At 57.1% G+C, this 14231-nt stretch carries 17 protein-coding genes and 1 riboswitch; of the genes, 12 read left to right on the forward strand and 5 right to left on the reverse strand.

Annotated elements, in window-relative coordinates; all coding sequences use genetic code 11:
- Positions 1–57: 57 nt before the first annotated feature.
- Positions 58–966: a gluconeogenesis factor YvcK family protein gene (locus EBC_RS08455; RefSeq protein WP_013201369.1), complete on the reverse strand. Its 909-nt coding sequence runs from the start codon at positions 964–966 to the stop codon at positions 58–60.
- Between the two features lie 186 nt (positions 967–1152).
- A riboswitch (molybdenum cofactor riboswitch) is annotated at positions 1153–1283 on the forward strand.
- On the opposite strand from EBC_RS08455, the gene moaA reads away from it, so the two are divergent.
- The 6 genes from moaA (at position 1270) to EBC_RS08485 (ending at position 5154) form a co-directional block, all read left to right on the forward strand.
- Positions 1270–2259 (forward strand): GTP 3',8-cyclase MoaA, encoded by a 990-nt coding sequence (gene moaA / locus EBC_RS08460; protein WP_157868052.1) that lies wholly within the window; start codon positions 1270–1272, stop codon positions 2257–2259. (Overlaps the previous riboswitch by 14 nt.)
- A gap of 16 nt (positions 2260–2275) precedes the next feature.
- Positions 2276–2791 carry a molybdenum cofactor biosynthesis protein B gene (moaB, locus tag EBC_RS08465; RefSeq protein WP_013201371.1) on the forward strand — a complete coding sequence of 172 codons (516 nt, stop codon included), beginning with the start codon at positions 2276–2278 and terminating at the stop codon, positions 2789–2791.
- Between the two features lie 4 nt (positions 2792–2795).
- Entirely contained in the window at positions 2796–3281 is a 486-nt protein-coding gene (gene moaC / locus EBC_RS08470; RefSeq protein WP_013201372.1) for a cyclic pyranopterin monophosphate synthase MoaC, read from the forward strand.
- Entirely contained in the window at positions 3274–3519 is a 246-nt protein-coding gene (gene moaD / locus EBC_RS08475; RefSeq protein ID WP_013201373.1) for a molybdopterin synthase sulfur carrier subunit, read from the forward strand. The genes moaC and moaD overlap by 8 nt, the downstream gene beginning before the upstream one ends.
- Before the next feature lies 1 nt (position 3520).
- Positions 3521–3973, forward strand: coding sequence for a molybdopterin synthase catalytic subunit MoaE (gene moaE, locus EBC_RS08480; RefSeq protein WP_013201374.1), 453 nt, complete (start codon positions 3521–3523; stop codon positions 3971–3973).
- An 86-nt stretch (positions 3974–4059) separates the two neighbouring features.
- Positions 4060–5154: a DUF1615 domain-containing protein gene (locus tag EBC_RS08485; RefSeq protein WP_013201375.1), complete on the forward strand. Its 1095-nt coding sequence runs from the start codon at positions 4060–4062 to the stop codon at positions 5152–5154.
- 8 nt (positions 5155–5162) lie between these two features.
- Here EBC_RS08485 and EBC_RS08490 read toward each other — a convergent pair whose 3' ends face one another.
- Entirely contained in the window at positions 5163–7109 is a 1947-nt protein-coding gene (locus tag EBC_RS08490) for a methyl-accepting chemotaxis protein (RefSeq protein WP_013201376.1), read from the reverse strand.
- Positions 7110–7382: 273 nt separating this feature from the next.
- Between EBC_RS08490 and EBC_RS08495 the strand changes: the two genes are divergently transcribed.
- On the forward strand, positions 7383–8093 hold the full coding sequence (locus EBC_RS08495) for a Bax inhibitor-1/YccA family protein (protein WP_013201377.1): 711 nt from the start codon (positions 7383–7385) through the stop codon (positions 8091–8093).
- A 34-nt stretch (positions 8094–8127) separates the two neighbouring features.
- On the opposite strand, the gene EBC_RS08500 is transcribed toward EBC_RS08495, so the two are convergent.
- Genes EBC_RS08500 through EBC_RS08510 form a run of 3 tightly spaced genes read right to left on the reverse strand, consistent with a single transcriptional unit; the run spans position 8128 to position 11098 of the window.
- Positions 8128–9096, reverse strand: a complete 969-nt coding sequence (locus EBC_RS08500) for a lysylphosphatidylglycerol synthase domain-containing protein (protein ID WP_013201378.1) — start codon at positions 9094–9096, stop codon at positions 8128–8130.
- Complete coding sequence (clsB, locus tag EBC_RS08505; protein WP_013201379.1) at positions 9096–10340, reverse strand: cardiolipin synthase ClsB; 1245 nt, start codon at positions 10338–10340, stop codon at positions 9096–9098. Before clsB ends, EBC_RS08500 begins: the two co-directional genes overlap by 1 nt.
- The gene (locus EBC_RS08510; RefSeq protein ID WP_013201380.1) at positions 10337–11098 is read right to left on the reverse strand and encodes an endonuclease/exonuclease/phosphatase family protein; all 762 of its coding nucleotides are present in this window, start codon (positions 11096–11098) and stop codon (positions 10337–10339) included. Before EBC_RS08510 ends, clsB begins: the two co-directional genes overlap by 4 nt.
- 182 nt (positions 11099–11280) lie before the next feature.
- Between EBC_RS08510 and EBC_RS08515 the strand changes: the two genes are divergently transcribed.
- From EBC_RS08515 to EBC_RS08535, 5 genes are all read left to right on the forward strand, one after another.
- Positions 11281–11670 carry a YbhQ family protein gene (locus tag EBC_RS08515; protein WP_013201381.1) on the forward strand — a complete coding sequence of 130 codons (390 nt, stop codon included), beginning with the start codon at positions 11281–11283 and terminating at the stop codon, positions 11668–11670.
- A 121-nt stretch (positions 11671–11791) separates the two neighbouring features.
- Positions 11792–12343: a cytochrome b gene (locus EBC_RS08520; protein WP_013201382.1), complete on the forward strand. Its 552-nt coding sequence runs from the start codon at positions 11792–11794 to the stop codon at positions 12341–12343.
- Between the two features lie 31 nt (positions 12344–12374).
- Positions 12375–12902 (forward strand): tetratricopeptide repeat protein, encoded by a 528-nt coding sequence (locus tag EBC_RS25725; protein WP_013201383.1) that lies wholly within the window; start codon positions 12375–12377, stop codon positions 12900–12902.
- A 24-nt stretch (positions 12903–12926) separates the two neighbouring features.
- Positions 12927–13442, forward strand: a complete 516-nt coding sequence (locus tag EBC_RS25730) for an RNA polymerase sigma factor (protein ID WP_013201384.1) — start codon at positions 12927–12929, stop codon at positions 13440–13442.
- Positions 13439–14218, forward strand: coding sequence for an anti-sigma factor family protein (locus EBC_RS08535; RefSeq protein WP_013201385.1), 780 nt, complete (start codon positions 13439–13441; stop codon positions 14216–14218). Before EBC_RS25730 ends, EBC_RS08535 begins: the two co-directional genes overlap by 4 nt.
- The last annotated feature ends 13 nt before the right edge of the window (positions 14219–14231 follow it).

Genomic DNA, 14231 nt, shown 5'->3' on the forward strand with positions numbered 1-14231 from the left:
GGCAGAGGAGCGGGGAAACGCCGGACGGCTTTCCCCGCACTGGCCTTACTTAGAGCCTTACTGAATGGCCTGAATTGCGTGTTCCAGCGCGATATGCAGCAACTGACGATCGTGGCGGTATTTGATATCCGCCGCTTCCAGCGGTTCCTGAATAATCAGCCGGCCGCTGACATTGCTGATGTCCACCGCCGGGCCAACCACCACCGCATCAATCACTTTCTTGCCAATATATTTTTCCATCATCTCCAGCTTGCCCGCCAGCGTCAGCTGCGCGGCCGCCGGGCTTAATTCTTTCCCGAGGTTGCCGATAAAGACCATGGTGGCGGGCGTGCGGCGTAGTGCCTGTGCCATATCCGGCATCAGTAGCAGCGGCATCAGGCTGGTGTAGAAGCTGCCGGGGCCAATCAGGATCAAATCCGCTTCGCCCACCGCTTCAATCGCTTCGCGGGTGGCGCTGACGTTGGGGGAAAGCAGCAGTTCCTGCGGCGGAAGCTGCATCTGGTCAATCTCGGTTTCGCCGTAGATCTGGTTGCCTTCGCTGTCGACCGCCACCAGATCGACCGGCTGCTCGGACATCGGGATCAGAAAGGCGTCGACCTTCAGCAGATTGCGGATCAGGTTGATGGCTTCAAACGGCCGTACGCTAAGGTGATCCAGCGCTTTCAGCATCAGGTTGCCGAGATTGTGACCGGCCAGCTCACCGTTACCGCTAAAGCGATATTCGAACATCGCCGAGGCGACGCTGGGTTCGGCGATCAGCTGATTCAGGCAGTTGCGCATGTCGCCCCAGGCGATGCCGCCTTCTGAACGGCGGATGCGTCCGGTGGAGCCGCCGTTGTCGGTTGTGGTAACAATGCCGGTAAGGCGCGAACCCAAAGGGGAAAGGGCAGACATCACACGGCCAAGGCCATGTCCGCCACCTAAAGCCACCACTCTGTCGAGATCGGCTAATGTGCGATTACGCATAAAAATCCTTCATTATGTTGATGCTTTATTGATGAATCAGCCAAGCTACTGGCAGTACGGCAATTTTAGCGAAAGTAACGGTGATCTGCCGACAAAAAACGTTATATATCAAAATGCATAGCGAAAGTCTGTGGTGGTAAGACTTTCCGGTTAGCGGTAGAATTTTACCACCATGATTTACCGGTGTTCGGTAAATCACACTTAGCCCTGACACCTAAGTCTCCTGATACGGTGTCCTGGCCGCAACCTCGCGTTGCCAGGGTGCAGAAAGAAATGCCTGCATCTCCCGATTTGGAAGGTGTTCTGGTGTCACAATTTCAAGATAGCTTCGATCGCAAGTTTTACTACCTGCGTCTGTCGATCACTGACGTCTGCAATTTCCGTTGCAACTATTGCCTGCCTGACGGTTACAAGCCGCAGGGCAACAGCAATAAAAGCTTCCTGTCGCTGGATGAAATCCGGCGTATTACCCGTGCCTTCGCGGCCGCGGGGACGGAAAAAGTGCGTCTGACCGGCGGCGAACCCTCGTTGCGCCGCGACTTCACCGAGATTATCGCGGCGGTGCGTGAAAACAGCGCAATCCGCCAACTGGCGGTCACCACCAATGGCTATCGCCTGGCGCGTGACGTTGCCCAATGGCGCGACGCCGGTCTGACGGCACTCAACGTCAGCATAGACAGTCTGGATGCCCGTCAGTTTCATGCCATTACCGGTCAGGATAAATTCCAGCAGGTAATGAACGGCATCGATGCGGCGTTTGAGGCCGGTTTCAGCAAGGTGAAAGTCAATACCGTGCTGATGCGCGACGTCAATCATAACAGTCTGCAAACCTTCCTTGACTGGATCCGCACCCGTCCCATTCAGCTACGCTTTATCGAGCTGATGGAAACCGGCGACGGCGGCGACCTGTTCCGCAAACACCATATTTCCGGCGAGGTGATCCGCGCCAGCCTGTTGCTACAGGGATGGGAGCGGCAGGTCAGTGAACGCAGTGCCGGACCGGCGCAGGTGTTCCGTCATCCGGATTATCAGGGCGAGATTGGCCTGATCATGCCTTACGAAAAAGATTTCTGTGCCACCTGTAACCGTCTGCGGGTTTCCGCTACCGGCAAGCTGCATCTGTGCCTGTTTGGCGATGGCGGCGTGTCGCTACGTGACCTGCTGCAAGACGACAATCAGCAGGATGCGTTACAGGAGCGGATTGCCGCCAGCCTGCGCACCAAAAAGCAGACGCATTTCCTGCATCAGGGCAATACCGGCATTACGCAGAATCTCTCTTATATCGGCGGTTAACACTAAGGACGTTAAAATGGGCAAACCTTCGGCTGAATTTATGCCGCTCAACGTAGCAGTACTCACCGTTTCCGACAGCCGCGATGCGACCAGTGACAGCTCTGGCGACTATCTGCGTGAAGCGCTGGCCGAAGCGGGCCACCAGGTGCTGGATCATGCGCTGGTGAAAGATGACCGTTATCGCATCCGCGCGGTGGTCTCCAGCTGGATTGCCAGCAGTGATGTTCAGGTGGTGTTGATTAACGGCGGCACCGGCTTTAACACTAAAAACTGCACGCCAGAAGCCCTGCTGCCGCTGTTTGACCGCGAGATTGAAGGGTTCGGCGAACTGTTCCGCATGATCTCGTATGAAGATATCGGCACCTCAACCCTGCAGTCACGCGCCGTGGCCGGTGTGGCTAACGGCACGGTGATTTTTGCCGTGCCGGGATCAACCAATGCCTGCCAGAGCGCGTGGGAAAGGATCATTCAGGACCAGCTGGATGCCCGCACCCGTCCCTGTAATTTTGTTTCGCATGTGAAGAAGCCCTGAACTTATGTCGCAACTGACCCATATTAATGCCTCTGGCGAGGCGCACATGGTGGACGTCTCCGCCAAGGCCGAAACGGTGCGCGAAGCCCGTGCCGAAGCCTTTGTGAAAATGCGTCCCGAGACGCTGAAGATGATTGTCGACGGCAGCCATCATAAAGGCGACGTGTTCGCTACCGCGCGCATCGCCGGCATCCAGGCCGCCAAGCGCACCTGGGAGCTGATCCCGCTGTGCCATCCGCTGTTGCTCAGCAAAGTGGAAGTGACACTGACGGCGGATGTGGAAAACAGTCAGGTCCGCATTGAGTCGCTGTGCCGTCTCACCGGGAAAACCGGGGTCGAGATGGAAGCGTTGACCGCCGCCTCCGTGGCCGCGTTGACCATTTACGATATGTGCAAAGCGGTGCAGAAAGATATCAGCATTGAGATGTGCCGTTTGCTGAGCAAAAGCGGCGGCAAATCCGGTGATTTTAAGGCGGTGTCTGATGATTAACGTGCTGTTTTTTGCCCAGACGCGTGAGCTGGTCGGTACCGGCAGCATCACCGTCACCCGGGATTACGCCACGGTAGACGAGCTGCGTGCGGTGCTGGCGGCGAAGGGCGACCGCTGGTCGCTGGCGCTGGAGTCCGGCAAAGTGCTGTCGGCGGTTAACCAGACGCTGGTGTCACCGCAGCACGCGCTGAAAGCGGGGGATGAAGTGGCTTTCTTCCCGCCGGTTACCGGAGGGTAAGATGGAAACGCGGATCAGAGTCGGGCAGGCGCCTTTTGATATGGGCGAAGAGTATCGCTGGCTGGCGGCCTGTGATGAAGACGGCGCGGTCGTGACCTTTACCGGCAAAGTGCGCAATCACAACCTGGGTGACAACGTGTCTGCGCTGACGCTGGAGCACTATCCTGGAATGACCGAAAAAGCGCTGGCCGGGATCGTGGCTGAGGCGCGTGAACGCTGGCCGATGCAGCGCGTCACGGTGATCCACCGCATTGGCGAACTGTTTCCCGGTGATGAGATTGTGATGGTTGGCGTCAGCGGCGCGCACCGTGCCGGGGCCTTTGCCGCCGCCGAATTCATTATGGATTACCTGAAAACCAAAGCCCCGTTCTGGAAGCGTGAAGCCACGCCGGAAGGCGATCGCTGGGTTGAATCGCGTGACAGCGATCGTCAGTCCGCCGCGCGCTGGAAGTAACCGCCCGCATTCAGCCGCCTCCGATGGATTATTGCCGCTGCGCTGTGTAACCTCGGGGCGGTCGTTATTACAGAACAAGGAAAGTCATGATCGGTTCCCTCTCCAAACGCCTATCTCTGCTGGCACTGATGGTGCTGGCAGGGTGTAGCAGCCAGCCTAAAAAGTCCCTCCCCGAGCAGCGTCCGGTGGACGTCAAGGCGCAAATTTCCCGCCTGTTACCGGCCAGGGTGAGCGATCGTCAGGGCTGGAGCAACGATATCTTCGCCGCTTTTAATGGCCAGGGGCTTGAGCCGTCGGTCAGCAATCTCTGTTCGGTGATTGCGGTCACCGATCAGGAATCCACCTTTAATGCCGATGCCAATGTGCCTGGGCTGCCGAAAATTGCCTGGGGCGAAATCGATCGCCGCGCTGGCAAGCTGCATATCCCGTCGTTCGTGGTGCGTACCGCGCTGATGATCAAATCGCCTAATGGCAAAAGCTACACCGATCGCCTGGACAACGTGCGCAGCGAAAAAGAGCTGAGCGCCATTTTCGATGACTTTATCGATATGGTGCCGATGGGGCAGACGCTGTTTGGCAATCTGAACCCGATCCATACCGGCGGCCCGATGCAGGTCAGCATTGAGTTTGCCGAAGCCCATGCCAAAGGCTATCCGTATCCGGTTGATGGCTCGATCCGCCGCGAAGTGTTCAGCCGACGTGGCGGCGTGTGGTTTGGCACCATGCACCTGCTGGGCTATCCGGCGGATTACACTCGCCAGATCTACCGTTTTGCTGACTTCAATGCCGGATGGTATGCCAGCCGCAACGCCGCCTTCCAGGCCGCCGTTTCGCGGTTAAGCGGCATTAAACTGGCGCTGGACGGTGATTTGATTCAGTACGGTTCAGATGCGGCGGGATCGACGGAGCTGGCGGTCAGGACGCTGAGCACGCGTCTGGATATGAGCAACCGCAGCATCCGCAGCGCGCTGGAGAAGGGCGACAGCGAAGACTTTGTTAAAACCGATTTGTGGAAGCAGGTGTTTGCGATGGCGGATAAAAATGCTGGCAGACCTCAACCGCGTGAGATGCTGCCAGGCATTAAGCTGGAAAGCCCAAAAATCACCCGCAATCTGACCACCGCCTGGTTTGCCCAGCGCGTCGACGGTCGTTACCAGAGTTGCCTGGCGCGCGGGAAGTAACCGATGCCTTAAGCGGCATCCAGCCGGAAAATCTGCACGGTTTGCGCCAGCTGCTTCGCCTGATCCTCCAGCGAAGCGGCGGCAGCAGACATCTGCTGAACCAGCGCCGAGTTCTGCTGAGTGGCGCCATCCATCTGATTGACCGCCACCGTCACCTGACCAATCCCCTGCGACTGCTCGTCGGACGCATGCACAATCTCGCCAATAATGGTTTTCACCGAGTTCACCGCGGTGGTCATCTCCTGCATGGTCTTGCCTGCATCCTGCACCAGCGACACCCCTTGATTAACGCGTAAGGTGGATTCGCCAATCAGCGCGGAAATGTCTTTAACCGCGTTGGCACTGCGCTGCGCCAGGCTGCGAACTTCTGCCGCCACCACCGCAAATCCGCGACCCTGTTCGCCTGCGCGCGCCGCTTCTACCGCCGCGTTCAGCGCCAGAATATTGGTCTGGAAGGCAATGCCGTTGATGATGCTGGTGATCGCGCCAATCTTGCGGGAACTCTCGTCAATCTGCTGCATGATCTGCACCACTTGCTGCACCAGCGACTCGCCGCGTTGCGCGATATCGGTGGCGTTTTCGGTTAACGAGGTGGCCTGATGGGCGTTATCGGCATTGTGCTTCACCGTGGCGGTTAACTGCTCCATGCTGGCCGCCGTCTCTTCCAGCGCTGCCGCCTGTTGTTCAGTGCGTGAGGCCAAATCCAGATTGCCGGAAGCAATCTCTTCGGCACCCTGACGGACCGAATCACTGGCGGAGATTATCTCGCCGACCATGGTTCTCAACTGCTGCTGCATGGTCTGCATGGCAAAGAAAATGCTCTGGCGGTCACGATCGCCCACCGGGATGTCGGCAGTCAGATTGCCTTCGGAGACGCCCAGCGCAATCGCTGCGGCCTGTGAAGGTTCGCCGCCGATCGGTTTAGAAATCTTACGGCTGAACAGCAGACCCAGCACCGAGCACACGATGACAATGCTGAGAATCATCATAATCAGCGCGTTCATTAGCTGACGGTTGGCTTCAGCCATCACCGCGCTGACCGGAGTGACGATGCCCAGATACCACGGGAACTGGCTGTTGCCGACGGTGACCGGTCGCCAGGTTTCCAGCACCTTTTCGCCCAGCGAGTCGTCAAAATGCTCCACAACCTGCTGGGTAAATTTGTCGGTTTCCCCTTTATAAGGCTTGCCGGACATGGCTTTATCCGGGCTGGAGACCACCAGTCCCTTGTTGGACAGCAGCAGAGCGTAACCCACGCCTTCCCAAGGCTTGATGGCCCCGACGGTTTTCTGCAGCGACGCCAGCGAAATATCGGAGGTGATCACCGCTTTCAGCTTGTTATCGTCCATCACCACCGCCGCGACCGAAGTCAGCAGGGTCGGCACGCCGTTATAGGCGTAGCTGTAAGGCTCAATCAACATATCCTGCTGCAGTTTCTGTGGGACCAGATAGTAGTCGCCCTGGCCGGGCTTGAAGATTGAGTCGAGGTTATGCAGGGCAAAATTGCCGCTGCTGTCGCGATCGACAAAGCGAGCAAAACGGCCCTCAGGCGCCGCGTCAGGCTGCTGCGCGAATTCGGCATCGCGGCCATCAAAGGCGTTCTCTTCGAAAATCACCGACATCGACAGATAGTCAGGGTTTTGTTTCAGGGAGTACTTCATCAGCTCTTCGCCGATCTTACGGTCGGTGATCCCGGCCGGGGGCAGGGCAATCAAACTCTGACCAAGATTGCGTGCGACCGTGCGGGCATAATCCAGGTCCTTCTGTACGCTTAACGCCTTGCTCTCGGCAATCTGGCCGAGATAATTCTCTGCCAGCTTGCGCTGCTGCTGGCTGGACTCCCAGCTGAGAAAACCAATGGTGATAGTGAAGCCCAGCGTGATGGTCAGGGCTCCGGTCAGGAGCATAAGCGTGCGCGTGCTCATTTTCCGCTTAGGTGACGGCGTGGTCTGCATTCTGGCTTCCCCGATGTAAGAGATGACGCGTATTAACTTCCTGTTAGCTGTTCTCCATCTGTTCACTCTATCGGCAAAATATGGACAATCTTTATGCGGGTGAGAGCGGTTTCCGCCGATAACGTCCATGCCGGATAAACGCTTACGTAAAAAGCCCGGGGCAGGACTGGCTTATCTTCCCCTGAGTGTGCCAGACTTAACCACGACCGGGGCGGGGCGCGTTGCGCCCTTACCCTGTGTTCACATCGTTAATTTAAGCATCAGGAGAGCATCATGGATCGATATCCACGTTCCGACAGTTCTATGGTTTCGCAGGCCAACACCGGCCTGCAGACCTATATGGCACAGGTGTATGGCTGGATGACCTGCGGTCTGTTGCTGACCGCGTTTGTTTCGTGGTTTGCCGCCAACACGCCTGCGGTGATGGAGATGGTTTTCGCTAACCGTATCACCTTCTATGGCCTGATTATTGTGCAGCTCGGTCTGGTGTTCGTGCTGTCCGGTATGGTGCATAAGCTGAGCGGGGCGGTCGCCACCGGCCTGTTTATGCTGTACTCCGCGCTGACCGGTTTAACCATGGCGAGCATTTTCCTCGTCTACACCTACTCCTCCATCGCCGGGACCTTCCTGGTGGCGGGCGGCATGTTTGGTGTGATGAGCTTCTGGGGTTACACCACCAAGCGCGACCTGAGCGGCATGGGCAGCATGCTGTTTATGGCGCTGATCGGGATCGTGCTGGCGTCCGTGGTGAACATCTGGCTGAAAAGCACCGCGCTGATGTGGGCCGTGACCTATATCGGCGTGCTGGTGTTTGTCGGGCTGACGGCGTATGACACGCAGAAACTGAAAAATATCGGTGAGGGGATCAATGTTGAAGACAAAGAGAACCTGCGTCGTTATTCCATTATGGGCGCATTAACGCTGTATCTGGACTTTATTAACCTGTTCCTGATGCTGCTGCGTATTTTCGGTAACCGCCGCTAAGAAAGAGGGGGCGATTTCCGTCGCCCCCTTTGTTTTACGCCTGTTTCTCTCTCTCCCGCTCGTTCATCGCCCGCAATGACTTCGCCCGACTCTCCAGCCAGAGATAGAGCACAAGCGCCAGCAGCAGCGGGGCAATAAAGTAAATCACGCGATACGCCAGCAGCGCGGCAATGATCGAACCGTGCGACAGATGCTCGCCGCCCAGCAACGCCAGGAACACCGCTTCCAGCACGCCAATCCCCGCCGGAATATGGATAATCACGCCCGCAATACTGCTGATCAGCAACACGCCCAGCACCTGCGGATAGTCGACCTTCTGCGCCAGCAGTAGCCAGATAATCGCGCCCATCACCAGCCAGTTGGCGCTGGATACCGCAAACTGCAACATCGCCATGCGGAAAGAGGGCAGCGCCAGCTTGTGGCCCTTGACGGTCCAGCGGCGGCGTTTAGAGAAGGCACACAGCGCCAGATAGACCACCACAAACACCAGCAGCGCCGCACCGATGGTTCTCAGCGTGCCTTCGCCAATAAACCAGCCTGACGGGATCGGCACCCAGCCGGAGGTGAACACCACGCCGGCCACCAGCACGTAACCCAACCAGTTAGTGGCAATACTGAGCGAGAAAATACGGGTGATGGTGCTGCCATCCAGCCCTAACCGGGAATAGAGCCGGTAGCGCATCGCCACGCCGCCAACCCAGGTGCTGAGCGTCAGGTTAAAGGCATAACAAATAAACGACACCAGCATCACCTGGCGTTTTTGCAGCTTGTGACCGCAATAGGCCTGGCCAATCAGATCGTACACGCCATAGGTGAGGTAGCTGACCACCACCAGCGCGACAGAGGCGAAGATAGCGAAGCGGTTATAGTTGCTGATCACCTCAACCACGTCGTGCCAGTTGACCTTGCGCGCATAAATAACCAGCAGCACGATAACGGCGATAAAGAACAGCCAGGTGAGAATTTTCTTCACCCACTTCCAGCGGGAATGCGCAGCAGACATCAGGGTTTTACTCGCTCATTGTCGGATTCAACACGGTCCTGGGTTTCCAGCTCTGGCTGCACCGGCGGCGCAATCTGCGCCAGTTTCGGCGTATGCGCAGGTAGCCAGCCAGCAATGGCCGGGAAATGACGCAGGAAATGGAACACCACGATGCTTTTTGCCAGCTGGCGCCAGTTCTGTTTGGGTAACTGGCTCTCCTCCACCCGCTGGCAATCTTCTGTCAGCAGGCGGTTGAGATTGCCACGCATCACTTCGTTAAAGGTGCGGTCGTGGATCATCAGGTTAGCCTCAAGGTTTAACGACAGGCTCAGCGGATCGAGATTGCTGGAACCCACCGTCGACCAGTGGTTATCCTGTACGGCAATTTTGGCATGCAGCGGACGGCGGATATATTCATACACTTCCACGCCGCCGCCCACCAGGTAGTTATAGAGCAGCTCGGCGCCCACCTTAACAATCGGCATATCCGGTTCGCCCTGTACAATCAGCTTCACCGACACGCCGCGCTGTGCGGCACTGCGCATCTCCCGCAGCAGCTTATAGCCGGGGAAGAAGTAGGCGTTGGCGATGATCACTTCCTGCTTTGCGCTACGCAGCATGTCGATATAGTGCTGCTCAATATCGTCGCGGTGCTGATCATTGTCTCGCCAGACAAAGAGGATCTGCGCATCACCAGGCGTCACATTTTTCGCCGGGCGATGGGAGCGGGCGCCCCACCAGCGGCGAGTCACCTGTTCGCTGTTGATGGCCTGCTGCACATACAGCGTGATGTCATCGACGATTGGGCCTTTCACTTCCACCGCATAATCCTGCTTAGCTTCTGCGCCATAGCTGGAATTGTGCTCAGCGGAGAAGTTGATGCCGCCGACAAAGGCAATCTCCCCGTCGCAGACCACAATTTTACGGTGCAGGCGACGAAAGATATTGGTACGCATACCAAAAATCAGCGGGCGCGGATCGTAATAAAGGAAACGTACACCGGCCGCCGTCAGGCTTTGGGTAAATTCGGTTGAGAGATCGTTGGAGCCGTAGCCATCCACCATCATCTCCACTTTGACGCCGCGGTTTGCCGCGTCCAGCAGCACCTCATGGAGCGCATTTCCCACCTCGTCCTCAAACAGGATAAAGGTTTCCAGCAGCACGGTTTCCTTCGCCCGCCGAATGGCTTCAAAGACCCGCGGAAAATACTGTTCGCCATTTTCCAGCAGGCGCAGGCGGTTACCGTCACGCCATTCCATTTTCATAGGTGGATCTCCACAGCCAGCGGGGCATGATCGGACAGATGGGACCAGGGCCGCAGCGGGATAGTCTGCGGGTGGCTGATCCCGGCATTACGGACATAGATCCGGTCAAGGCGCAGCAGCGGGAAGCGGGCAGGGAAGGTGCGGGCCGGACGGCCAAACTTGCGGCTGAACACTTCTTCCAGCGCCGCCCCTTTTTTCAGCACCGCGTTAGCTTTTTGCTGCCAGTCGTTGAAATCGCCCGCGACCACCACCGGCGCATCGGCCGGCAGGCTGTTGACCAGTTCGCACAGCAGTTTCAGCTGCGCATGGCGGTGGGCATCCTTCAGACCCAGGTGCACGCAGATGGCATGCAGCGGCTGCTCGTGGCTGGGAATGGCAACCTGGCAATGCAGCAGCCCGCGTTTTTCGGTGCCTTCCACCGAAATATCGCGGTTTTCAAACTTCAGGATCGGGTAGCGGGACAGGATGGCGTTACCATGATGTCCTTCGGGATAAACCGCATTGCGGCCATAGGCATAGTCGTTCCACATGGTGTCGGCCAAAAATTCGTAATGAGGTGTGTCTGGCCAGTTCTCAACCTTCAATTGGTTGATGGCAGGCGCTCCCATTACCTCTTGTAAGAAGACAATATCCGCCGCGGTTGCACGTACTGCATCACGCAGTTCAGGCAGGATAAAGCGGCGATTAAAAGCGGCAAAACCTTTGTGTGTATTGATCGTCAGGACTTTTAATGAAAATCCTTGAGCATTTTGTGCCATACTGTGCGCGCTCTCCTTTTCAATGTACGAAAGGTAAAGTGTAGTCTTTGTCACAAAAGAGTGCCCTGAAACGGCGTTCTTTGCGGCATTATCCGAAAACTACGTTAGTCTGAGGAAATTCGTTATCACTTACTGTGTTAACAAGGCTGGGCGACCTCTGTTGGGTCTGCCAGGAGAAGAAAATGAAATGGTCTAACCGTATTCAGATTGTCACCGGACAAACCTGTGTACATATCGCGCTCCACCTTCTGCTGATTGCAGGGTTGGTGTGGGGTTGGAAGCACCAGGCATTGCTGCAGGTCAGCACGGTATTTCTGGCGATGTATGCCAGCGTGTTTACCGCCATGTTGTTGACTCAGCGACTGCCACGTCTGCGCCGGGTGGGCGACTTCTTAGAAGACGTCACCACCACCTACTATTTTGGCGCAGCGATGTTGGTGCTTTATATGCTCTCCCGCGTGATCCACAACAACCTGCTGCTGGGTTGTGTTGGTGTGCTAATGCTGACCGGACCCTGTGTGGTCTCTCTGCTGGCTAAAGAGCCTGTTCGCGCTCGCCAGCGTCACCGCTAAGCACAACAGGCCACGAAAGTGGCCTGTTCTTTATAAGAAACGCCTTCCTTAGAACAAAACGACCTGAATAAAATCCTGCCCTGAACTGTTAACCCTGTAATTACTCACGGGGAACATCATCATGCACCAGACTTCCGCTCCTGTTCATTACGACCGGCTTACTATTGCCCTGCACTGGCTGACGGCGCTTGACGTCATTTTTCTGTTTGCCAGCTATCAGGTGTGGTCACGACTGGAAAAAGGCACGCCGCTGCGCCATGACCTGCAATCACTGCATATCTCTTTTGGCCTGCTGCTGGCGCTGTTGATGGTGGTGCGCATTGTCTGGCGCATCAGCAAAGGCCGCCGCCTGCCGCCGGCCAGCCCTTCCCGCGCGGCGCATGTCGGCGCGAAATCCGTCCACGGCCTGCTCTATTTATTGCTGATCGCCCAGGTGGTGTTAGGTTTCCTGTTCCGCTGGGCGCAGGGCGAACCGTTCGCCTTCTTCGGCTTCGGCGATCTGTCCGATCTGGTTTATATCGAAAGTTCATTGCGTAAGCTGTTGGGATCGCTTCATTACTACAACGCCTGGCTGATTATTGTGCTGGCCGGCGGCCACGCCGTGGTGGCGCTATTGCACCATTACGCGCTGCGCGACGGCACGTTAAAACGCATGATCCCAAAACTGAAGTAACCCTCTGCTGTACTCTACCGGAGTCACAAAAATGAAGAGCAAAATCAGTCGTGTGTTATGTCTGGCCGCCTTATCGGGCGTGCTGGTGAGCGGAATGGTTCACGCCATGGGCGATGATGATGACAAGCCGCCAACCTGTCCGAAAGGGCAGATCTACGATAAAAAAGCCAAAAGCTGTGTGGCCGATAAAACCAGTATGATCAATGATAATGATCGCACCGCCTATGCCTACGCGCTGGCGAAAGCCGGCCGCTATGATGAGGCGCTGCAAACGCTGAATAAGCTGAAAGAACCCAATACCGCCAAAGCCTGGAATTATCGCGGTTATGCCACCCGCAAGCTGGGACGCACCGACGAAGGGATTGGCTATTATCAGAAATCTATCGCCCTCGATCCGCATTACGCCAAAGTCCGGGAATACCTCGGTGAGGCTTATATGGTCAAGCAGCAGCCGGCGATGGCGCGTGAGCAGCTGAATATTATCAAAGGCATCTGTGGCACCGGTTGCGAAGAGTACCGCGATCTCTCTGCCGCCATCGATGGCCACCCGGAAAGTTAATCCACGGCAGCCCAAGGAGCACCGGTGAATCACCACGATATTCGCGCTGAACTGCCGCTTTATCTGGCGCGTTTATGGCGTTACGGGCTGGTGCTGTCCCGCAAACGGGATGTGGCCGAAGATCTGGTGCAGGCGACCTGCCTGCGCGCGCTGGAAAAAAGCAGCCAGTATGTTCCCGGCACCCGCCTGGACCGCTGGCTGTTTACCATTCTGCATTCGGTGTGGATCAATCAGGTTCGGGCCACCCATCTGACGCAACAGCAAAATATTGATGACGTGGATGAGCAGGCGTTCCAGCTAAGCGAAGGCGACGCCGATCACCTCTGGGCGCAGCAGGTGCGTGAACGGATCAACCGCCTGCCGGAAGCCCAGCGCAATGCCGTGTTCCTGGTCTACGTTGAGGGCTTTACCTATCAGGAAGCCGCCGACACGCTGGCGGTGCCGATTGGCACCATTATGAGCCGACTGGCAAACGCCAGACAGACGCTGGCCAAAGGCGTGGTGGTGGGCGTCAGACGTAACAAAAGGGGGGAAGTATGACCCAGTGGCAGAACGGCGCGCCCATTTCCGACGAGGTGCTGGTGGCCTGGCTTGATAAGCAACTCACGGTTCAACAGCATCAGCAGGTGGAAAAAATGCTCAGTGATGACCCGGAGCTGGCCGAGCGACTGGCCGAGCTCGATCGCGCCAGCGTGGATTTTTCGGCTGCCTTTGCGCCTTTACTGCAGGAAGCGCCGAAGGATCGCCTGCAGCAAAAGCTCAGCGCCGCACTGGCGCAGCCGCAAACGCCGCCATCTGCAGGCATCAGCCGCAGAACCCTGATTGCCGCGACGGTATCTGCGCTGGCGTTGGGCGTGGTCGGCGGCATGAAAGGCAGACGGTTGTTTGATAATGATGATGGCTGGCGGGATACCGTGGCGCAATATATGGCGCTGTACACCCATCAGACCTTTGAAGGGGTTTCACCTTCTGACAGCGCCATGCAGCAGCAGATAGCCAGCGTCAGCGGTCACCTGGGCCTGTCGCTCTCCGCCAGCGCGTTAACGCTTCCCGGCAGCGCGTTTAAGGGCGCAAGAATGCTGAATTACGATGATCAGGCCATCGCACAGATTGTCTGGGATGACCCAAACAGCGGGCCGTTGGCGCTGTGCATTACCGGTGCGGTTCACCCGACGGATCGCGGATTTGCCGAAGAGCAACGCCGTGGCATGAACGTGGTGTACTGGCAACAGCAACAGCACAGCTTTATGCTGATAGGCCACAAGCCCGTGTCAGAGCTGCGAAGGGTCGCCAGCAGCCTGTCGGCGGCGGTCTGAAACGGCCCGCATA

Origin of the sequence: Erwinia billingiae Eb661, assembly GCF_000196615.1 — a bacterium.
Classification (GTDB): domain Bacteria; phylum Pseudomonadota; class Gammaproteobacteria; order Enterobacterales; family Enterobacteriaceae; genus Erwinia; species Erwinia billingiae.